Source organism: Empedobacter sp. R132-2 (assembly GCF_030324375.1).
Classification (GTDB): Bacteria; Bacteroidota; Bacteroidia; order Flavobacteriales; family Weeksellaceae; genus Empedobacter; species Empedobacter falsenii_B.
Window position 1 is genome coordinate 115673 of sequence record NZ_JACAGG010000004.1, and the last position, 20408, is coordinate 136080.

The following is a 20408-nucleotide window of genomic DNA, read 5'->3' on the forward strand; positions in this document are numbered from 1 at the left end:
GGCTTTTTATTTATCTTGCACAATGTGAATTTAGAACATTTAACTTCTTATCTCCCTCATAATGCAGACTTGTATGTAAAAAAGTGGTTAGAAAATCATTTTATAACGTTAAAAATTACAAGAAGACGTGAAACTAAATTGGGAGATTATCGCAAATTAGTCGAAAATAATCGTCATCAAATTACAGTGAATGGCGACTTAAATCAGTATGCTTTCTTTTTTGTTTTTACACATGAAGTGGCGCATCTCAAAACTTTTGTTCAGTTTGATTCTCGTAAAATAAATCCGCATGGAAAAGAATGGAAAACCATTTTTGGGCATTTATTATTAGAATCTCTTCACATTTATCCCGAAGAATTGCAACCGTATATTCTTCATCATGCCAAACATCCAAAGGCAAGTTTAGGAGCGGATATTAATATCTCAAAATATATTATAGATGATAAAAATCCTGCTCAAATTTATCTTGAAGATTTGGAGGATGGCACAATATTTTCGATTGGAAAAAGAATCTTTAAAAAAGAATCTAAACGAAAATTAAGGTATCTTTGTTTAGAGTTGAAAACCAAGAAAAAATATTTGATAAACGCAACTGCAACTGTAAATAAACTTTAAAAGACAATCATGAATAATAAAGATAACTACGCTGTTATCCTTGCCAGTGGTACAGGAGTGAGATTATGGCCTTTGAGTACAATTAAGAAACCAAAACAATTTCATGATTTATTAGGAATAGGAAAAACTTTTATTCAATTAACGTATAATCGCCTTAAAAAAATCGTTCCGCAAGAAAATATTTTCATTGTAACTATTCAAGATTATAAAGAGATTGTAAAAGAACAATTACCAGATTTTGAGGATAAAAATTTTATCATCGAACCAAGAGTCATGAATACCGCAGCTTGTAATTTATTGGCCGCAATGACAATCCAACAAGTTAATCCAAATGCAAAATTGATTATTTCTCCTTCAGATCATTTTATTTTTGATGAAGATGAATTTGTAGAAAAAGTAAATCTTGCTTTCGAGGATGCTGACAACGATCGATTGATTACTTTGGGAGTAGCTCCAACGCGTCCAGATGTTAATTACAGTTATATTCAGTTCATCGAAAATACAACACCTATAAAAAAAGTAAAATCTTATATCGATAAACCTGATTTAGAATTTGCTGAATCTTTTATAACGAGTGGTGAATTTATTTGGAATACAGGAATCCTTGTTTGGTCTGTAGATAGTATTGTAAAAGCTTTTCAACAACATTTACCTTCGATGAAAGAAACTTTAAAAAAATATTTTGATCTTGATCGTTCTTTACAAAATACAGAAACTTTAAAACCTATTTACACAACGTTAGACGTAACTTCTATCAACAAAGGAATTTTAGAACAAGCGGATAATGTTTATGTCATTCCAACAACTTTTGGCTGGAGTGATATTGGAACTTGGTCTGCAATCAACGAAAAGTATAAATATACAGGTGAAGATCAGGACGAAAATCACAATACATTATTATGTAAACATTTTTCTGGTTACAACGCCAAAAATAATTTTATTTATTCTACGCAAGATAAAGCTATTATTATTGATGGATTAGACAGTTATGTGGTTATTAATTCGGAGAAAGGATTACTCATTTGTCCTCGAAGCAATGTACAGTTTATAAAAACTTATGTGAGCGATTTAAAATTACAGAAAAACGGAGAAAAATATTGTTAATAAAAAAAACTCTTCAAGAATCTTGAAGAGTTTTTTTTATGTATTTATAATTTTAATATTTATCGAAGTGTAATCACATTTTGACCAACTTTGTATCCATTTTGGTAAATATCAATCTTATATTCTCCTTTTGGAAAATCATAATCAATCCAGTCAAAATTAACTCTTGAGCCAGACATATTATTGTAATTAACTTTTACGCGATCAGAATATTCTACAGAAGATCCTGAACGTAAAGTTGTTTCACCAGCATCAGCACCTTTAAATTTTCCTATCTCGCCACTTGGTTTGTAAATAGAAACATACAATTCTTTGGTTTCAGAAGTTGCATTCAAGTTTTTATCCAAATCGAAAGATACTCTAACCTTATCAATTCTTCTTGCTCGTGTTGTTTCCACTTCTTTTCCGCTCGATTTTACTCGCAAACCTTTAATCGTATAATTTGAAATTGATAAAGTAGAATTTGTCTCTTTGATTAAATTCTGATGATTTTCTTTTTCAGTACTCAAGTTTGATTCAACCGTTTTTTTCTGCTCATTCAAATGAGAATTTTCCGAAGTTAACTCTGTATTTTTGTTTGTCAGCTTTTTATTTTCGTCTTTCAAGCGAACAATTTCTTCTTTATAAACTTTAATATCTGCTTGTAAAGAAGTAATCAATCGTTTAGCACGCTGCAATTCTCCATTTGTAATGCCTTCTTTATTTAAGATTGATTGAATTTCTTTTTGTTTCTCCAAAATCAATCGATCTTGATAACTTAAAGAAGAATCTTTTTTTACAACACGAGTTTTAGCATCATCAAAATCAGATCTAATTATACGTAATTCTTGTTTCAGAATTTCTCTAGATCGTTCCAAATCATTGATATCACTTTGCATTTCTATCGAAGATTTTGCATTTGCTTCTTTAGAATATACAATATACCCAATAGCTAATAACAGGGCTACTGCTAAAACAGCAATAATAATATTCTTTACGAATTCATTTTTATATTTAGTATTTTTAGAAGGTTCAAGATCTTTGTATTCAGTCATTTTAATTATTTCGAGGAAAAATTATTAAATCAAAAATTAAACCAATTTTATAATAATCAATAACTAATATTAAATTTAACATTTATAAATTGTAATAAACTTGATAAATAAAGACTCTTTAATCGTTTGTCTCTTTTTTAATGTCTTTAGAAGCTTCGTCTAATTTATTTTCGGCTTTTGTTTTTAACTCATCTGCTTTTTCTTCCAATTCTGTTTTCTCTTCTTTAAAAGTTTCTTTCAAATCCGAAACTTTCTCTTTCACAAAAGCACTTGTTTCTTTCATTTGCTTTTCCGCAATATCCTTTACATTGTTATAATCTTGTTTCGATCTTTCTTTAAAATCTTTAGCGGCTTCTTTCGATTGCTCTTTCAAATCACCTGAAGCATCTTTTAAATTATTGATTGTTTTACGCGCAAAATCCGATGCGTCATCTGCAATCAATGTTCCTGCTTTTTTTACAGTTGCCGAAACATCGTCAAATTTATCACCTGCAACATCAATCGCAGTTTCCGTTTTTCCTAAAATTCTTTTCAAAAAAGTTCTAAGTCCCATAATAATTTATTTTGTTGAATATTTTCAGTTTAAATTTACAGCTTCATTCGCAATTTTAGGATGAATTAATTTAATTTTTTATTTAAAAATATGAATTTCAATTATTTTAAACGATATTATCTCGGAATTTTAATGTTCAGTTTACTGACTATTTTTAGTTGTAATCCGAAGAAAAATCAATCCGAAACACATCAAAATACTTCATTCGAAGAAATATCCTTCAAATATTCGACCAAAAATAAAAACTTTGTCAGCGCGCATCGTGGAGGAAGTGGAATACATGGTTTTCCCGAAAATTGTGTCGAAACTTTTGAACATCTTTATCAAAAAGGAATACAAATTTTTGAGATTGATGTTGCCGAAACAAAGGATAATCAACTTATTTTAATGCACGATAATTCGTTGCAACGAACAAGCACAGGGCGACAAGATGTCAATCAAGTTGACTTAAAAACCATTAAGGAATACTTTTTGGTAGATGATTTTGGACAACAAACGTCATACAAAATTCCGACTTTTGCAGAAGCACTAAATTGGGGAAAAAGTAAACCAATTTATTTTATGGTTGACATCAAAAAAAGTGTTGATTACCGTGATATTGTAAAGACAATAGAACAAGCTAACATGCAAAAACAGGTTGTTTTGGTGACGTATACAATTGGTCAAGCGAAAAAGTTGCATCAACTTGTGCCAGATATGTTATTGTCTGTTTCGATGCGAAACGAACGAGAATTTAATGAAATGATGAACAGCGGAATCCCGACAGACAAAATGGTTGCATTTACGGGAACTCGACGCAATGATAAATCATTTATAAATAAAATTCATGACAAGGATATTTTGGTCATTTTTGGAACATTAGGAAACTTAGACAAAAGTGCTTCGGCGAGAAATGGACAACTTTACCGCGATTTAGAAAAAGATGGTGTCGACATTTTTGCAACGGACAGAGCAATGGATGTACATCAAACGATTAATAAAAATTAAATGGAAACAATATCACTTAAGGATTCAAATTATTTCTCAAAATTGATGTTAAATTATATCAATCAAGATGAGAATTTGAAAGACTTCTACAACCTATTTCCAACCAAAGAAAACTATATAAAACAAGCGAAAAATAAGCTTGAACATTATAAAAATAGAGAAATTCTTGTTGACCAAATTTCGAAACAATTGAGTCATTTAGATTTATCGGAAAAGCAACAAAATAATCTACAAAAATTAAGAGAAAAGAATACAGTAACAATTACGACTGGACACCAGTTAAATTTATTTACAGGTCCAATCTTCTTTTTTTATAAGATTTTGCAAGTCATCAAAGCATGCGAGGAATTAAATAATGAACAAAGTGAAATCAATTTTGTTCCGATGTTTTGGATGGCGACAGAAGATCACGATTTCGAAGAAATTAATCATTTCAAATTTGGAGATCGAATTATTCATTGGGAAAAAGAGTTTGGCGGACCTGTTGGACGTTTATCAACAGATGGTTTACAAAAAGTTTTTGATTCATTTTTGTCATTAATTCCAAATGGAAAAAAGAAAACGGAACTACAGAATTTGATTGAATCTTCTTATTTGTCGAATGATAATTTGACCGATGCAACACGAAAACTGGTTCATTTATTATTCAAAGATTTTGGATTGCTGATGATTGATGGAGATGATAAAGAATTAAAAAAACTAATGATTCCAACTTTTGAGGAAGAATTATTTCAGTCAACATCATTTAAAAAAGTGATTCCTCAGAATGAGAAATTAGAACAATTGGGGTATTCGATTCAAGTGAATCCTCGTGAAATAAATTTATTTTATATCAATCAAGATAATTCGCGCGAACGAGTTGTTGAAAAAAATGGAACGTATTTTGTCAATAACACATCAATCAAATTTTCGAAAGAAGAAATTGTTGCCGATTTACGTCAAAATCCGGATAAATTTAGTCCAAATGTGATTTTGAGACCTTTGTACCAAGAAACAATTTTACCAAATGTTGCCTATGTTGGCGGCGGAGGCGAAATAGCTTACTGGTTACAATTGAAAGAAATGTTCAATCAATTTGAAGTTGATTTTCCACTTTTAGTTTTGAGAAATTCATTGTTAATCCGAACTGAAAAACAATACGAAAAACAACAAAAATTAGATTTATCAAACGAAGATTTATTTTCGAATAGTTTAGCAATCACAAAAAAACGTTCGATAAATTCGTCAGAAATTGCTCCAAAACTTCCTGAACTGGAAGAAGAATTAAAAAGCATTTTTGAACGTTTGGAACATTTGAGTTCGTTAACAGAATCTTCTTTTGCCGATATGATACAAGCGCAGCGTACAAAACAATTGAAAGGTTTTGAGAAAATAAAACAACGTTTGGTGCATGCAGAAGTGAAAAAAAATGAAGATTTATTGAAGAGAATCGAGCAATTATTAAATGATCTTTCTCAACAAAATGGTTTGCAAGAACGTGTGAAAAATTTTGCTGATTTTGATTACATTAATATTCAGTATTTCATTGATTTTATTGAAGATAGTCTTCGACCTTTTGAATTTGAGTTCATCATAAATACATTGAAAGAGGAACTCTAAACAAAACATAATTTGTATATTTGACCACGAAAATTCATCTAAATGAAAAAAATATTAGCTTTATTGTTATTTGTTGGTGCATCAGCACTTTATGCTCAACAAAAAACGCATACAGTTCAAGCAAAAGAAACCGTTTACGGAATTTCGAAGCAATATGGTGTTTCGCAAGAAGAATTGTATAAAGCCAATCCTAAAATTGAAAAAAATGGGATTCATCCAGGTGATTTGATTGTGATTCCAGGTAAAGGAACTACGACAACCAAACCAACTGAAACCAATACACAAACGACTACGTCAAACGTAAAAATTTCGGACGATAATTATCAATATATTACAATTGAGCCGAAAGAAACGGTTTACAATTTGACAAAAAAATATAAAATTTCGGAAGAAACATTGAACTCATTAAACCCTCAAATCAAAGAAAGAGGTTTAGAAATTGGTGACGTAATCAAGCTTCCAAAAGATGTGACAAATAAAGTTTTTTCTGTTCCAAAAGGAACGCATTTAATCAAAAAAGGAGAAACTTTATACACTTTAGCAAAACAGTATAATGTAAGTGTTGACGATTTATATGCAGAAAATCCAGCTTTACAAACAGGTGTAAAAGAAGGAATGGTGATAACGATTCCTAAAAAATCTGGTTCTGTTGTAATCGAAGAAAACACGATCAACTATGTTGTTCAGAATGGAGATTCGGCTTACGGAATTTTAGAAAAATACAACACGAATTTAGATGAGTTATTGCGTTTAAATCCTGATTTAATCAATGGTTTAAAAGCTGGAATGACACTTAAAATTCCATTGCAAAAAAATGCTAAAATCATCAAATACGGAACTGCAGGAAAGTTGAAACGTGCTAATGACAATGAAATTAATGTTGCTATTATGCTACCTTTTGATGTTGCAAATAATCCGCAATTAAAAAATTCGCAAGCAATGCAATTTTTTACTGGAGCTAAATTAGCGTTGACTCATTTGGCGAAAAAAGGTAAAAATGTAAATGTGAAAGTGATCGATACGAAAAACGGAAACTTGCAAGATATTTTATCAACAACAGATTTTAGTAAAACGGATGCTGTTATCGGCCCGTTGAACACGTCTGATATTACAGAAGTTGCCAACTTCTTCAGTAATTCTGGTATCGCTGTGATTTCGCCTTATGCAAATGACGATTCGTTAAATTCTTTCAATGATTTATTGATTTCTAATCCAAAAGATGAAGTAATTGCAGATCAAATCATCGAAGAAATTGGGAAAAACTTTGCTGGAGAACAAGTTTATTTATTAACAAATCGTGACGATCAAGAGTTAGCAAGTTATACGAAAAAACAATTAGAAAAACAGTTGAAAGCAAATGTTGTCATTGTAGATAGTGTTGCAAAAATTGTTCAACCACACGATAAAGTTAACGGTGAAGATTATTATACGCCAATTATTACGGTTTTAGTTGGTGATGATGATAATTTGGGAAAACAATATTTAGAAAAATTAAAAACATTTAACAAAGACAATATCAAAGCTTACGGAATAAAATCGGTTTCGGTTTATGATGTTTATAACGCAGATAATGCAAAAAATATCGATGCATTCCGCGAATTTGGTTTTGTGTTTAGTACTGCGCGTTTAATCAATACAAGAGATACGGAAGTGCAAAGTGTGATCAAAGATTTCAAAGAAGTTTATTGTGAATTTCCGACGCGTTACGAGCAATTAGGTTACGATGTAACGTATGATATTGTGGACAGAATGAATAATAAAGGTGATGTTACCAACAATATTACGACAGAAAACACACGTTTGGCGTCAAAATTTGCTTACAAAAAAATAAGCGGAAGTAAAGCTTATACGAACGATGCGAGCCGAATTGTACGTTTACCTAAAAAATAATTTTATCAAAAATTATATACCAAAAAGCGATGCTAAATTTTAGTATCGCTTTTTTCTTTTTATCAACATTTAGAATTAAAACCTTGAATTGAACGGATTTTTTCTAAATTTGACTATGCACAAACTTAAAGACAATTTACTCGTAAAAGTTATTCTAGCCATTGTACTCGGAATTGTACTCGGTGGAATTATCCCAGAAGCTGTTGGTCGTATTTTTATGACTTTCAATGATTTTTTTAGCGAATTACTTAACTTTTTAATCCCATTAATCATTGTTGGATTAATCGTTCCATCAATTGGAAGATTAGGACAAACAGCCGGAAAATTATTATTAGCAACCGTTTTAATTGCTTACGGATCAACCATTTTTTCAGGATTACTAGGCTACTCAGCGAGTATGTCTATTTTTCCACAATTATTAGAACATCAAACTGGGCAAATTAATTTAGCAGAAAAAGCCAAAGAATTTACACCATACTTTTCGATAGAGTTTCCTCCGTTATTTGATGTAATGCCAGCTTTGGTATTTTCATTTCTTTTCGGAATTGGATTATCACGATTAAAAGATTCGACTTTTGGAAAATTTGCAGATGATTTCGAAGAAATTATTACGTATTTAATTCAAAATTTAATCATTCCATTATTACCAATTTTCATTTTCGGAATCTTCTTGAACATGTCATATTCAGGACAAGTTGTAACAATTATGAACGTATTCCTTAAAATAATTGGTGTAATTTTCGTGCTTCATGTTTTCTTATTAGTGCTTCAATTTACAATTGCTGGAATTATTACAAAAAAAAATCCATTTACCATGATGAAATTGATGTTACCAGCTTATTTCACAGCATTAGGAACACAATCTTCTGCTGCAACAATACCTATAACAATTGCGCAAGTAAAGAAAATTGGTGTTCGTGACGAAATTGCTAATTTCGCTGTGCCGTTGTGTGCGACAATTCATTTATCTGGTTCGATGTTAAAAATCGTTTGTTGTTGTTTAGCATTGATGTTAATCCAAGGAATGGAAATTGATTTTGTTCAATTTTTAGGATTTATCATGATGCTTGGAATTGCAATGGTTGCAGCTCCTGGAGTTCCTGGTGGAGCGATTATGGCAGCAATTGGTATTATTGCTTCTATGTTAGGATTTAATGCAGAAAATCAAGCTTTGATGATTGCACTTTATATCGCAATGGATAGTTTTGGAACAGCAGGAAATGTAACTGGAGACGGTGCAATTGCTGTAACGTTGAATAAATTATTCAAGAAAGAAGTTCAATAAAAAATAAAATATTAATTCAAAAAAAAAGAGTTCCAAAAAATATTGGAACTCTTTTTCGTTTTAAGAATATTTAAATAAATGAAGAATACATTTTATTAATTAGAAACCAACTCCTCCTGATTGCTCAGATTTGTTTTGTTGAGCTTCTGCACGATTTCGTACTTTTCCACCGAAATTATACGTAAATCCGATGTTCATTGTATGTGCTTCCCAACGGAATTTTCCTGTTGCTCTATCTGGATTATACATTTCTAAACGTCCATAAAATGTTCTGAAAATATCACTTACACGTGCACTCAAACTTGCTTTTCCTCCCATAAATGTGTAACGCGCTCCTAAATCCATACGCCACATATCGCGCATTTCTCCTTGGATAAATTTGTATTTCCCTTGATACATAAAGAAATGTTGTAAACTGATAGCTTTCGAAACTTTGAATGTATTATTCATACGAGCTGTTAAACGATTTGCATCAATCTCGACAAAGTATGGAACTTTAACCCCATTTTCTTCTTTCTCTTGTTGAACAACCATTGTGTTATGTGTATAATCTCCACTGATATTAGATGACCACCATTTTGTTGGCACAAGATTAAATGCTAATTCAAAACCATATGCATCTACTTTATCATAGTTTAGATAATTCTGAATATATGCTCCATAAACTTCTTCGTTTCGTAAAACATTTCTAAAAATATTGTCTTTAATATGTCTGTAAAACACATTCGCAGAAATAGAATTTTTACCAATTCGTTGTAAATATCCAACTTCGAAATTATCTGTATATTCTGGTCTTAATGCTGGATTTCCGATACTTGACATCATTGGTGTCGACCATTCTGGCACTGGAGATAATTGCCCAATTCCTGGGCGATCAATTCTACGGCTATAATTTAATGACACTTGTCCTTTTTCGGTAACATCATATGTTAAGAAAGCTGATGGAAAGAAATCTAATTTATCTTGTTCAATTTTTCCTTCTTCATTTACATTAACAACGAAATCTCCTTTGTCTCTAAACTGTTCTGCACGTAAGCCTAACTGCATTCCAAATTTCCCAAATTTTTGACCATAATTTACATATGCAGAAAAGAAATCTCGTGTAAAATTAAAATCTGTACTTGGATTGTATGTTTCACCTTTTACAATTATTCTTCGGTCTGTTAATAAAATATTATCGTTATCTTCTCTTCTAAATTGTAATCCAGCCTCTATTTTTCCACCATCTTTGATTTGATTCGTATAATCTAAATTAACACGAATGTTATTTGTTCTATCATCACGATCTTCATAATATTTTACTTCATCTGGATAAAAATTATGCATGTTTCGTAAATCTACACTTTTAGCTCTAGAGAAAAATGCGTCCAAAACAATGTTGTGATCTGCTTTATCAAAATCACGTTTGAAATTCAAACTATAATCTTGACTTCTCCAATCTCCATCAAAATTCGAATTATTGGGATAAAACTCTTGTGTTTTGGTATTCACCATATCCGATCCAATTAATCCATTTCCTTTTCCAAACCATTGATTTGTATAAATCGTCAAAGCTGTTTTGTCGTTGATGAACCAATCGAAACCAATTTTACCTGCTTGGCTTTCGTCATTGTTTAAAATATCAATTGCACTTTTGAAATTTGTGTCAAAATTATTTAAAGAGCCATGAAATTCACTTGGACGTTTATTGTAACTATAATTTCCGAAAAAATTGAAAGAACCTGTATTTACATTTGCTGTTAACGAATTATTGAAACGACTTTTCTTCCCTTGCTCATAACCTGTACTCAATGCAACATTGTATCCTTTTTTCTTTCCTTTTACCATCACTATATTGATGATTCCAGATTTTCCGTCCGCCTCATATTTTGCAGAAGGATTAGTAATAATTTCTACACGCTGAATTTGATTCGAAGGAATTTGCTTCAATACTTGCGATGCTGATAAAGATGAAGGCTTTCCATCAATATAAATTTTCACATTTTCATTTCCACGTAACGATAATTCTCCTGTTTGTTGATCAACATTTACAGACGGAATGTTATTCAAAACCGCAGCAGCATCCGCTCCAGAAGAAATTAAATCATTTCCTACTTCTACAACACGTTTGTCTATTTCGTTACGATATTGAGAAACTTCTGCACGAACGAAAGCACCTTTCAATTCTACAGTTTCAGTTTTAGCAGTTTCTAAAATGATGTTACCTAAATTTAACTCACCTCCTTTTACTTCTGCAGTTGTTACAGATTGTTGATAACCAAATTCTGTAATCACCAAACGATAACTTCCGTCTTCTAAATCTGGAATCTCGAATGTTCCGTCTGCGTTCGCATACACTTCATCGAATAATTCTTTTGAATCTGCTTTATAAATCTGAATCGCAGCCATACCAACCGCTTCATTTTTTGCATTTTCAATCTTTCCTTTCACAGGATGTTGTTCCTGCGAGAATCCGTAAATAGAGCAAACGGAGAAAAGAATAGCTAAAGTAAATTTGTTTAATTTCATAGTTAATATTTTTTAACAGTACTATGTTTTACATAATACATAGTAAGAGTTGTCCGTACTTTTTCCTAATTAGACGTTTTAAAAAATGTTTTGTTACAAAATTTTTAAACTTTTTTTTAAATTTTAAAGTACTATGTTTTACATAATAGGTAAACCCAATTGTTGGATGATTTTATTAATAAGACGCAACAACTTCAAAAATGTTACAAGAATTTTTAATTTTTTTTTAAAATTTTTTTCCTCGGCTGAAAAACTTACATTTATCATTCAATTAATATTAATCAAAAAATTGCTAAAACATTGAGTTCAATTGTCATATTAGGTGCAGGAAATGTTGCGTTTCACTTAACTCGTGCATTAATCGAAAACACTTGCAATGTTCGACAAATTTTCAATAGAACATTAGAACATGCTAGAGAAATCGGAGAAGCAAATAGAATTTCGTATACTGATAAAATTTCTGAAATAGAAAAAGCAGACATTTATATTATTGCAAGTGCCGATTCTGGAATCGAAGAATTCTCTCATTATATTCCGTATGATGATGTTTTGGTTGTTCATACTTCTGGATCGTCTCCTATGTCTGTTCTGAAAGGCGATTACCGAAAAGGCGTTTTTTATCCATTGCAAACTTTTTCGAAAGAAAGAACAATGCGTTATGATAATATTCCATTTTTCATCGAAGCAGAAAATCCTGAAGATTTGAAAAAATTGAATGAATTAGGAAATCGTATTTCAAACGAAGTTCACAAACTAAATTTTGCAAGTAGAATGCAAGTTCATATGACAGGTGTTTGGGCAAATAATTTTGTCAATCATTTATATTATATCGCTGGAAATATTTGTGAACAAAACAATGTTCCGTTCGATGTTTTGTTGCCTCTTATACAAGAAACAGCAAATAAAGTGATCGAAATGAGTCCTAAAGATGCGCAAACTGGTCCAGCAAAACGTGGAGATCAAGTCATTATTGATCGTCATTTAGAGGCCTTACAAGATGATTCGAGATTATTACAGATTTACCAAATATTGACAGATTCAATCAAACGAGTTTACGAAAAATGATAAGTTATAAAGAAAAACTAAATAACATTAAAACCGTTATTTTAGATGTAGATGGAGTTTTGACAGATGGAAATTTAATTTTATTACCAACTGGCGAAATGGTGAGAACAATGAATACGCGTGATGGTTATGCGATGCAATTAGCCATCAAACAAGGAATTCGTATTGCGGTGATTACAGGCGGAAGAGATGAAGCTGTTGTAAATCGTTTAAAATATTTAGGCTTAACTGATATTTATGTAAACAAACGTGATAAAGTAGAAGCTTTCGAAGATTTACTTTTTTCTTATGGATTAGATCCTGATGAAATTGCTTATATGGGCGATGATTATCCAGATTTAGCTGTGATGAATTTAGTTGGATTATCAGCTTGTCCTAACGATGCTTGTATGGATGTACGCAAAGCTTCAGAATATATTTCGCCAGAAAATGGAGGGAAAGGTTGCGTTCGCGATTTATTAGAACAAATTTTGAAAGTTCAAAACAAGTGGTATAATGCAGAAGAAATTGCTTCTGTATAAAAGAATTTGAAATGTTATTAACAGTAAAACTAAAAGATACCAATATCATTTTGGCATCACAATCGCCAAGAAGAAAAGAACTTTTAGCTGGATTAGGATTGCAATTTTCGACAATTTCATTGGATATTGACGAAACATTTGATCGCAACGAATTCAAGAAAGAACAAATCACCGAATATCTTTCCGCTAAAAAAGCAAAAGCTTATACAGATATTCAACCAAATGATTTGATTATTACGTCGGATACAACTGTTTGGGTGGATGATGATTCGTTAGAAAAAGCTTCGAATAGAGAAGAAGCGTACGAAATGATTAAAAAATTAAGCGGAAAAACACATTCTGTTTATACATCAGTTACAATTCGTTCTTTAGAAAAAGAAGTTACTTTTTCAGACGAAACGCAAGTTACTTTCGCAGATTTAACAGATGAAGAAATTTATTTCTACATTGATAATTACAAACCTTTCGATAAAGCGGGCGCTTATGGAGTTCAGGAATGGATTGGTTACATTGGTGTGGAGAATATGAATGGAAGTTATTTCAATGTAATGGGACTTCCAACGCACAAACTATATAAAGAATTAGTAAAATTCTAAACATATAATCCAGCTCCGGCTGGATTTTTTTATTCTACAATTATCGTATTTTTGTTTTTCTAAAAAATCAATTTTATGAAGGTCGGTTTATATTTTGGATCATTCAATCCTATTCATGTCGGACATTTAATTATTGCCAATCATTTTCAACAATTCACCGATTTAGATCAGGTTTGGTTTGTGGTTTCGCCTCAAAATCCATTGAAGAAAAAAAGTTCTTTAGCAAATGAATATGATCGATTAGAAATGGTAGAATTAGCGATTAAAGATTATCCTAATCTTCGTGCTTCTAACATCGAATTTACGTTACCGAAACCTTCTTACACGATTGATACCTTAATTCATCTGAACGAAAAATTTCCTGAGCATGACTTTGCGTTGATTATGGGTTCTGATAATTTGGATGGAATTTCGAAATGGAAAAACGCTGAGATTTTAATGCGCGATTATCAATTGTATGTTTATCCGCGTCCTGGTTATTCGCAAAAAGAAAATTTGGATAATGTAGAAATGGTTGAAGCGCCTTTGATGGAAATTTCTTCTACATTTATTCGAAATGCAATAAAAGATGAAAAAAATATAAAACCTATGTTACCTCCAAAAGTTTGGGAATATTTGGATGGAAGTAATTTGTATGGATGATTTTAATTTGGAAATTTGAAGATTATGATTTGGATTAATTTTAGTAATTTGGTATAAAACTATATGTCTAAATTCATTTCGATTTTATTACTCATATTTTTATCATCTTGTCAAACTCAAGATAAATTATATTATAATTTTTATAAACTCAATACAAATTCATTTGAAAAAAACGCATCAAGTAAATATCAAAATATAATTTATATTCGTTCATTTTATAATAATGTAGTTAAAAAAAAGGTAAATGGATTTAAAAGTCTTACCTATAATTATTCAACAAAAGAAAAAACATACATTAAAACAGAAAAATATAATCGAAAAAAATTTGAAACTTCTAATATTGAATTAACAAATTTCAAAGAATTTGACTTCATATTAGAAAATTATTTAAATGGGAATATTGAATATTTGCAATCTTTACAAGATTCTTTTATTAGTGCTGAGATGGGATCTTACTTCTATATTTTTGATTTTGGAAATAAAAAAGTCTTCAAAATAAATGCAATAATTTTTGACTCCAACAATAATTTAATTCAACACCATGACAAAACAAGCTACTATAAATAATTTAGAAGAATTAGTTCATTTATTTGATGCGTATCGTCAATTTTATGATAAGGAATCTGATGTAAAAGCAGCGGAAAAATTTCTAGAAGCAAGAATTGTAAATGACGAATCGGTTATCTTTTTAGCCTATAATAAAGACGAAAAAGCAGTTGGTTTCGTACAATTATTTCCTTCATTTTCATCTACTCGAATGAAACGTTTCTGGATTTTGAATGATTTATTTGTTTCACCAGAATTTCGCGGACAAGGTTTTTCAAGAGAATTGATAGAAGAAGCAAAAAATCTGTGTCGCAAAACAGATGCTTGTGCAATGTTGTTAGAAACAAGTGTTACGAATGATATTGGAAATTCATTATATCCAAGTGCTGGATTTCAATTGCGTGATGATGCAAATTTTTATGAATGGGAAGTTTAACCAAATTGACGTTTCAATTCGTAGATAATATCTTCTAAACCATTTAATTTTATTTCATAAACAGTTGATAAAAGAATTCCTAATTTCCCTTTCGGAAAACCACCTTTACCAACAAACCATTCCAAATAAGAAACAGGTAAATCGCACAACAATCGCCCTTCGTATTTACCGAAAGGCATTTTAGTTGTGACAATTTCTTTTAATATTTCGGGACGAAATCCTTCCATTATTTTGTTACAGTTCCTTTGTACGTTGACATTCCATCTTTAAAATTCTTCGCATTTTTGAAACCTTTTTCTTGCATTTTTTCTGTTGCTAATTTTGCTCTAACACCAGATTTGCAATAAATGAAATAATTCTTTTTTATATCTAATTTCTGAATTTCTTCTTCGAAATTTGGATTTTTCACATCTATATTTACCGCTCCAGGAACATGACCTTCAGCAAACTCTTCAGGTGTACGAACGTCTAACAAAACATTCTTTTTACTCTTGAAATTAATTTCATTTACATTGTCTAATGTCGAAGTTATTTCTTCTATTTTCGCTTCTTTTCCTTCTGAGCTTGACGAATTGCTTGCACAAGAACCTAAAAAAAGTGTTCCTGCAATCATTGCAACTCCTAAAATTTTATTTACCATTATATTGATTCATTGTATTACCTAATCCTTGAAAAATAAACGACAAAACTGCATCAGCAGCCAAATTCAATCGTTCATTCATTTTTTCATTTTCTTCTGCCGACCAATCACCTAACACATAATCCACTTGTTTTCCTTCCGAAAATTCGTTTCCTACACCAAAGCGTAATCGCGCATAATTTTGTCCGCCAACTTTATTTTGAATATCCTTCAAACCATTGTGTCCACCATCGCTACCTTTTCCACGCATACGAATTGTTCCGAAAGGCAAGTTCAAATCATCTGTAATGACAAAAATATTTTCTAACGAAATATTTTCTTTTTTCATCCAAAAACGAACCGCATCTCCACTCAAATTCATGTATGTATTTGGTTTTAACAACGTAACTGGACGCGCTTTATATTTAAACTGTGCTACTTCACCAAAATTTGATGGTGAAAATTTAGCATCAACTTTTTTAGCAACTTCTTCAACAACCTTGAAACCAATATTATGACGAGTATTTTCGTATTGAGCACCAATATTACCAAGCCCAATAATCAGATATTTTTGCATGAAACAAAATTACATCTTTTTGCAATGATTAGAAATAAATATTTACCTTTGCTTTAAAGTCTACTGAATTGGTATAGATTTTGTAAATACATGAAATCGATAAAAAATTATCATGAGAAAAATAATTAGCGTTTTAATATTATTTGTTGGAATTAATGCATTTTCGCAAAACATTCCGTCAGTAATGAAAACTGAATTTCCTGCAACAGCTTTGCAAGATAGCGTAGTTGATTTAGAAGGAAATTCGGCGACCATCGAAAAAGTTTTTTCGAACTATAAAGGAAAAATTGTCTTGTTGGATTTATGGGCAACTTGGTGTGGAGATTGTATCAAAAACATGCCAGCTTTGAAATCTTTGCACGAAAAAAATCCTGACGTAACCTTTGTTTACCTTTCAATGGACAAGAATGAGGAAGCTTGGAAAAATGGTATTAAAAAATATCAGATTGAAGGTCAACACTTTTACTTAGGAAACAACTGGAAAGGCAATTTTGGCACAGGGATTGATTTAAATTGGATACCAAGATATTTGGTTCTTGATCAAAATGGAAAAATTGCAGATTATTACAGCGTAAAAGCTGATGATCCTAAAGTTCAAGAAACAATTGATCGTTTAAGAAATAAGAAATAAATAGTTTATAGTTTACCAACCAAATGGTGATTGAAATTAAAAAATCAATCACCATTTTCTTTTATTAATCATTAGAAATCAATATCTTTCATAGAATAAAAATAAATATTCTATAATTTTTTATAGATCATTTTTTGTATCAAACTTTTAGTTATTATTGCATTGATTTTAATACCCTTTTTATTTATATGAAAATATGCTTCGTAATGTATCCTTGGGACAAGGTTGAACCAGGAAAAGACACCACTATGCGAATTATTAAAGAATGCGTAGATCGTGGATTTGAAGTATCCTATTTAACAAAAAAAGATATCTCTATTGCCAAAGGCAAAGTTGTAGGAAACTGCAAAAAGATGATAACTACAGAAACAAATGATTGTGTTGAGTTTTATCACACCATGAAATTTGAAAGTAGTATAAAAGATTTGACCGAATTTGATATAATTTTTATGAGAGCCGACCCACCAATTGATCCGCTTTTGTTGAATATGTTAGAATTAATCGAAGATAAAGTTTTCTTCGTCAATAAAATTTCGGGATTACGTAAAGCAAATAATAAAATATACGCCGCATCTTTTGATGATGGTCAAGAAACAATTGTTCCTCAAACACTTATTACAAAAGATATTGATTTGATAAAATCGTTTGTAGAAGAAAATAATTTCGAGAAATTTATCATCAAACCTTTAGACGGAATGGGTGGTAAAGGTGTTATACTTTTCGAACGAAAAAATATTGGTAACTTAAGCTCGATTTGCGATTTTTATATCAATCATACCGGATATTCTCAGCCTATTATTTGTCAAAATTATATAGAAGGTGCAGAAAAAGGTGATGTTCGCGCTATTGTGATTAATGGTGAACCGATTGGTGCAATTATGCGTGTTCCTGCAGAAGGTGACCACCGTTCTAATATTTCGGCTGGTGGTTCTGCGATTAGACACGAAATGAGTGAACATGAGTTAGATTTATGCCGTAAAATAGGAAAACAATTAAATGAAGATGGAATTTATTTTTGCGGAATTGATTTGATTAACGGAAAAATGGTTGAGCTAAATGTCGTAAGTCCTGGAGGAATTGTTCCTCACAATAATGTAAACAATAACAACGAAATTCAGAAACAAATCGTATCGATGTTATTGGAGAAATATAAAGAATTTAAAGCATGAAATCCATAAGTATACAGCAAATTTTAGATAATATTGAGAACGAAATTGTATTTGAAGCTTATGCAGAAGACGAATCATTCAAAATAAAAATTGACGAATACATTCCTTACGTTTGTGCAGCTATTCACGATGGTGGACAAATGCGTGACGATATTCGCGAAAAATGTTTATTGAGTAATTATGAGCGTTGGTATGAAGAAGATCCACATACTGCTGAGTTTGTTGAGACTTTTCCAATCTTAATTCAAGGTTGCGATTCTCGATTTGAATACGATTTGAACCGTGGTCCAGAAACTGCTGTGTACGAAGAAGCTTGGGGAAAACAGGTTTGGAAAGAACCTTTGTCGGTTTCTCAAAAACAAAAAAGTATTGCAAAACATCACGCCTTTTATGAAGTTTTAGAAGCTTTAATCAACAAGCTTGAAACTAAATTTAAGTCATGTTTGGTTTATGATATTCATTCGTACAATTGGAAACGTTGGGATCGTCCGGTTCCTGTCTTCAACATTGGTGCGGAGCGAATTGACAACGAACGTTACGGAAACTATGTAGAAAGTTGGCGCGATGAATTGGCGAATATTGAGTTAGAAAATATTCACAATTATTCAGCGATTAACGATGTATTTTATGGACGCGGTTATTTGTTAGAATTTGTTACAAATCGATTCAAAAATACGTTGGTTTTAGCGACAGAAGTTTCAAAAATTTATTGTGATGAATTAACAGGAGAATCTTTTCCAGAAATTATTAACCAAATTAAAGAAGGTTTTAAATCAGCGATTCTTAACCACGCTTATGAGTTTGTAAAAACGGAAACAACGTACAAAGTAGGTTCTAAGCAAGTAAATATTTTGCACAATGAATTAGAATCTGACTTGGTTAAAATTGATAAACAATTGTGCCAATTGGTTCAGAATTTTGAATTGTTAAGTGTTATCAATCCGATCAATTTAGAATTTGAAAAGAAGAAATTTTTAGCTTCAAAATATACATACGAACCACAATTTAAATACAATCCGCTTAACATTGATCCATTCGAATTTAAACGAAAATTATCGAATATTAAAGTCGAAAAAATCAATGATATTAGTATTCAAAATATGTATGTTAACACGATTAACGCTTATTTTGATAAGGTCGATTTATTAGCCAATCTTGGTACGGATAAATTTTTATACAATTCGTTGCGTTACTTTGGCGAACCATCCAAAAAAGATATCGAAAACGCGAACTTTATCCTTTATTGTCCTGAATTTAGAATGGATAAACAAGGAAATTATACAGAGGAAGAAGTGGTTAATCTTTTTAGAAATGCTACGAATGATTATGGTTTCAAATTTGACATCGAAGTTTCGGATGATATCGCATCAAAAGCACTTGTAATCAATAGCAAGAGAAAAGTTGTGATTAAACGTGGCGTTAAGTTTGACAAACGTTTTACAAATGGTTTAATTGAGCACGAAATTGGAGTTCACATGGTGACAACCATGAATGCGTTGGATCAACCATTAAAAATCTTTAGTATTGGTTTACCTGTAAATACATTAACGCAAGAAGGTTTAGCGATTTTAAGTGAATATTATTCTGATTCTATTAATCATAGCCGACTAAGAGAACTTGGTTTACGCGTTATGGCAGTTCATATGTTGACAAATGGAAAATCATTCAACGAAACATTTATGACCTTGATGGAAGAATACAAAATGCAACCAGAAGATGCATTTTATCTGACAACTCGCGTTTATCGTGGTGGTGGTTTTACAAAAGATGCACTTTACTTGAAAGGTTTGAAAACAATTTTGAATTATGTCGATCAAGGACGTTCTTTGGATAATTTATTGATTGGAAAAACTTCAGTTGAATACATTGATACAATTGACGAATTAGTTGAACGTAAAATGATTAATAAACCAAAATATCATACCAAAATTTTCAAAAAACATCTTGAAAATCCAGAAATCAACCCTATTTTACAATATATTTTTAACGGAATAAAAGATTAAAAAATAAAAACCCACTCAAATTTGAGTG

20 protein-coding genes are annotated in these 20408 nt (G+C 31.0%); 14 read left to right on the top strand and 6 right to left on the bottom strand.

Annotated features, from left to right (window positions below; all coding sequences use genetic code 11):
* Positions 1-24: 24 nt before the first annotated feature.
* The gene (locus HXZ69_RS04270; RefSeq protein ID WP_180905771.1) at positions 25-615 is read left to right on the top strand and encodes a SprT-like domain-containing protein; all 591 of its coding nucleotides are present in this window, start codon (positions 25-27) and stop codon (positions 613-615) included.
* A 9-nt stretch (positions 616-624) separates the two neighbouring features.
* Positions 625-1719 carry a mannose-1-phosphate guanylyltransferase gene (locus tag HXZ69_RS04275; protein ID WP_286495130.1) on the top strand — a complete coding sequence of 365 codons (1095 nt, stop codon included), beginning with the start codon at positions 625-627 and terminating at the stop codon, positions 1717-1719.
* A gap of 59 nt (positions 1720-1778) precedes the next feature.
* Here HXZ69_RS04275 and HXZ69_RS04280 read toward each other — a convergent pair whose 3' ends face one another.
* Both HXZ69_RS04280 and HXZ69_RS04285 read right to left on the bottom strand, forming a co-directional pair.
* The gene (locus tag HXZ69_RS04280; RefSeq protein ID WP_286495133.1) at positions 1779-2753 is read right to left on the bottom strand and encodes a DUF8428 domain-containing protein; all 975 of its coding nucleotides are present in this window, start codon (positions 2751-2753) and stop codon (positions 1779-1781) included.
* A gap of 118 nt (positions 2754-2871) precedes the next feature.
* Positions 2872-3306: a hypothetical protein gene (locus tag HXZ69_RS04285; RefSeq protein ID WP_286495135.1), complete on the bottom strand. Its 435-nt coding sequence runs from the start codon at positions 3304-3306 to the stop codon at positions 2872-2874.
* A 132-nt stretch (positions 3307-3438) separates the two neighbouring features.
* Here HXZ69_RS04285 and HXZ69_RS04290 point away from each other — a divergent pair, with 132 nt between their 5' ends.
* The 4 genes from HXZ69_RS04290 to HXZ69_RS04305 all read left to right on the top strand — a co-directional run bounded on the left by HXZ69_RS04290 (position 3439) and on the right by HXZ69_RS04305 (position 9067).
* Positions 3439-4293 carry a glycerophosphodiester phosphodiesterase family protein gene (locus tag HXZ69_RS04290; protein WP_286495136.1) on the top strand — a complete coding sequence of 285 codons (855 nt, stop codon included), beginning with the start codon at positions 3439-3441 and terminating at the stop codon, positions 4291-4293.
* Positions 4294-5892 carry a bacillithiol biosynthesis cysteine-adding enzyme BshC gene (gene bshC / locus HXZ69_RS04295; protein WP_286495138.1) on the top strand — a complete coding sequence of 533 codons (1599 nt, stop codon included), beginning with the start codon at positions 4294-4296 and terminating at the stop codon, positions 5890-5892.
* Positions 5893-5934: 42 nt separating this feature from the next.
* A complete protein-coding gene (locus tag HXZ69_RS04300) occupies positions 5935-7782 on the top strand; it encodes a LysM peptidoglycan-binding domain-containing protein (protein WP_114998740.1) in 1848 nt (615 codons plus the stop codon).
* Positions 7783-7897: 115 nt separating this feature from the next.
* Positions 7898-9067 (top strand): dicarboxylate/amino acid:cation symporter, encoded by a 1170-nt coding sequence (locus tag HXZ69_RS04305; RefSeq protein WP_286495141.1) that lies wholly within the window; start codon positions 7898-7900, stop codon positions 9065-9067.
* A 99-nt stretch (positions 9068-9166) separates the two neighbouring features.
* Here HXZ69_RS04305 and HXZ69_RS04310 read toward each other — a convergent pair whose 3' ends face one another.
* Positions 9167-11575, bottom strand: coding sequence for a TonB-dependent receptor domain-containing protein (locus HXZ69_RS04310; protein ID WP_280049370.1), 2409 nt, complete (start codon positions 11573-11575; stop codon positions 9167-9169).
* 300 nt (positions 11576-11875) lie between these two features.
* On the opposite strand from HXZ69_RS04310, the gene HXZ69_RS04315 reads away from it, so the two are divergent.
* From HXZ69_RS04315 to HXZ69_RS04335, 5 genes are all read left to right on the top strand, one after another.
* Positions 11876-12640: a Rossmann-like and DUF2520 domain-containing protein gene (locus HXZ69_RS04315; protein WP_114998736.1), complete on the top strand. Its 765-nt coding sequence runs from the start codon at positions 11876-11878 to the stop codon at positions 12638-12640.
* Complete coding sequence (locus HXZ69_RS04320) at positions 12637-13161, top strand: KdsC family phosphatase (RefSeq protein ID WP_114998734.1); 525 nt, start codon at positions 12637-12639, stop codon at positions 13159-13161. The genes HXZ69_RS04315 and HXZ69_RS04320 overlap by 4 nt, the downstream gene beginning before the upstream one ends.
* An 11-nt stretch (positions 13162-13172) precedes the next feature.
* A complete protein-coding gene (locus tag HXZ69_RS04325) occupies positions 13173-13757 on the top strand; it encodes a Maf family nucleotide pyrophosphatase (RefSeq protein WP_286495145.1) in 585 nt (194 codons plus the stop codon).
* 75 nt (positions 13758-13832) lie between these two features.
* Positions 13833-14399, top strand: a complete 567-nt coding sequence (gene nadD / locus HXZ69_RS04330) for a nicotinate (nicotinamide) nucleotide adenylyltransferase (RefSeq protein ID WP_286495146.1) — start codon at positions 13833-13835, stop codon at positions 14397-14399.
* A 541-nt stretch (positions 14400-14940) separates the two neighbouring features.
* Positions 14941-15381 carry a GNAT family N-acetyltransferase gene (locus tag HXZ69_RS04335; protein ID WP_286495147.1) on the top strand — a complete coding sequence of 147 codons (441 nt, stop codon included), beginning with the start codon at positions 14941-14943 and terminating at the stop codon, positions 15379-15381.
* Here the strand turns inward: HXZ69_RS04335 and HXZ69_RS04340 are convergent.
* The 3 genes from HXZ69_RS04340 to pth are packed head-to-tail and all read right to left on the bottom strand — an operon-like array spanning position 15378 to position 16577.
* Entirely contained in the window at positions 15378-15608 is a 231-nt protein-coding gene (locus HXZ69_RS04340) for a DUF3820 family protein (RefSeq protein ID WP_038336390.1), read from the bottom strand. The genes HXZ69_RS04335 and HXZ69_RS04340 overlap by 4 nt on opposite strands.
* Positions 15608-16021, bottom strand: coding sequence for a rhodanese-like domain-containing protein (locus HXZ69_RS04345; RefSeq protein WP_286495149.1), 414 nt, complete (start codon positions 16019-16021; stop codon positions 15608-15610). The genes HXZ69_RS04340 and HXZ69_RS04345 overlap by 1 nt, the downstream gene beginning before the upstream one ends.
* On the bottom strand, positions 16011-16577 hold the full coding sequence (pth, locus tag HXZ69_RS04350; protein ID WP_038336392.1) for an aminoacyl-tRNA hydrolase: 567 nt from the start codon (positions 16575-16577) through the stop codon (positions 16011-16013). Before pth ends, HXZ69_RS04345 begins: the two co-directional genes overlap by 11 nt.
* A gap of 112 nt (positions 16578-16689) precedes the next feature.
* Between pth and HXZ69_RS04355 the strand changes: the two genes are divergently transcribed.
* The 3 genes from HXZ69_RS04355 (at position 16690) to HXZ69_RS04365 (ending at position 20380) form a co-directional block, all read left to right on the top strand.
* On the top strand, positions 16690-17208 hold the full coding sequence (locus HXZ69_RS04355) for a TlpA family protein disulfide reductase (protein ID WP_286495151.1): 519 nt from the start codon (positions 16690-16692) through the stop codon (positions 17206-17208).
* 188 nt (positions 17209-17396) lie between these two features.
* On the top strand, positions 17397-18377 hold the full coding sequence (gene gshB, locus HXZ69_RS04360; RefSeq protein ID WP_286495152.1) for a glutathione synthase: 981 nt from the start codon (positions 17397-17399) through the stop codon (positions 18375-18377).
* On the top strand, positions 18374-20380 hold the full coding sequence (locus HXZ69_RS04365) for a flavohemoglobin expression-modulating QEGLA motif protein (protein WP_286495153.1): 2007 nt from the start codon (positions 18374-18376) through the stop codon (positions 20378-20380). The genes gshB and HXZ69_RS04365 overlap by 4 nt, the downstream gene beginning before the upstream one ends.
* Positions 20381-20408 lie beyond the last annotated feature (28 nt).

Excerpts from the sequence above, each read along its gene's own strand:
- HXZ69_RS04300 (WP_114998740.1), top strand. The coding sequence starts at position 5,935 with ATGAAAAAAATATTAGCTTTATTGTTATTTGTTGGTGCATCAGCACTT.
- nadD (WP_286495146.1), top strand. The coding sequence starts at position 13,833 with ATGAAGGTCGGTTTATATTTTGGATCATTCAATCCTATTCATGTCGGA.
- HXZ69_RS04285 (WP_286495135.1), bottom strand. The coding sequence starts at position 3,306 with ATGGGACTTAGAACTTTTTTGAAAAGAATTTTAGGAAAAACGGAAACT.
- HXZ69_RS04320 (WP_114998734.1), top strand. The coding sequence starts at position 12,637 with ATGATAAGTTATAAAGAAAAACTAAATAACATTAAAACCGTTATTTTA.
- HXZ69_RS04280 (WP_286495133.1), bottom strand. The coding sequence starts at position 2,753 with ATGACTGAATACAAAGATCTTGAACCTTCTAAAAATACTAAATATAAA.
- bshC (WP_286495138.1), top strand. The coding sequence starts at position 4,294 with ATGGAAACAATATCACTTAAGGATTCAAATTATTTCTCAAAATTGATG.
- HXZ69_RS04310 (WP_280049370.1), bottom strand. The coding sequence starts at position 11,575 with ATGAAATTAAACAAATTTACTTTAGCTATTCTTTTCTCCGTTTGCTCT.
- HXZ69_RS04355 (WP_286495151.1), top strand. The coding sequence starts at position 16,690 with ATGAGAAAAATAATTAGCGTTTTAATATTATTTGTTGGAATTAATGCA.
- HXZ69_RS04340 (WP_038336390.1), bottom strand. The coding sequence starts at position 15,608 with ATGGAAGGATTTCGTCCCGAAATATTAAAAGAAATTGTCACAACTAAA.
- HXZ69_RS04275 (WP_286495130.1), top strand. The coding sequence starts at position 625 with ATGAATAATAAAGATAACTACGCTGTTATCCTTGCCAGTGGTACAGGA.
- HXZ69_RS04325 (WP_286495145.1), top strand. The coding sequence starts at position 13,173 with ATGTTATTAACAGTAAAACTAAAAGATACCAATATCATTTTGGCATCA.
- HXZ69_RS04365 (WP_286495153.1), top strand. The coding sequence starts at position 18,374 with ATGAAATCCATAAGTATACAGCAAATTTTAGATAATATTGAGAACGAA.
- HXZ69_RS04305 (WP_286495141.1), top strand. The coding sequence starts at position 7,898 with ATGCACAAACTTAAAGACAATTTACTCGTAAAAGTTATTCTAGCCATT.
- HXZ69_RS04335 (WP_286495147.1), top strand. The coding sequence starts at position 14,941 with ATGACAAAACAAGCTACTATAAATAATTTAGAAGAATTAGTTCATTTA.
- gshB (WP_286495152.1), top strand. The coding sequence starts at position 17,397 with ATGAAAATATGCTTCGTAATGTATCCTTGGGACAAGGTTGAACCAGGA.
- HXZ69_RS04290 (WP_286495136.1), top strand. The coding sequence starts at position 3,439 with ATGTTCAGTTTACTGACTATTTTTAGTTGTAATCCGAAGAAAAATCAA.
- pth (WP_038336392.1), bottom strand. The coding sequence starts at position 16,577 with ATGCAAAAATATCTGATTATTGGGCTTGGTAATATTGGTGCTCAATAC.
- HXZ69_RS04345 (WP_286495149.1), bottom strand. The coding sequence starts at position 16,021 with ATGGTAAATAAAATTTTAGGAGTTGCAATGATTGCAGGAACACTTTTT.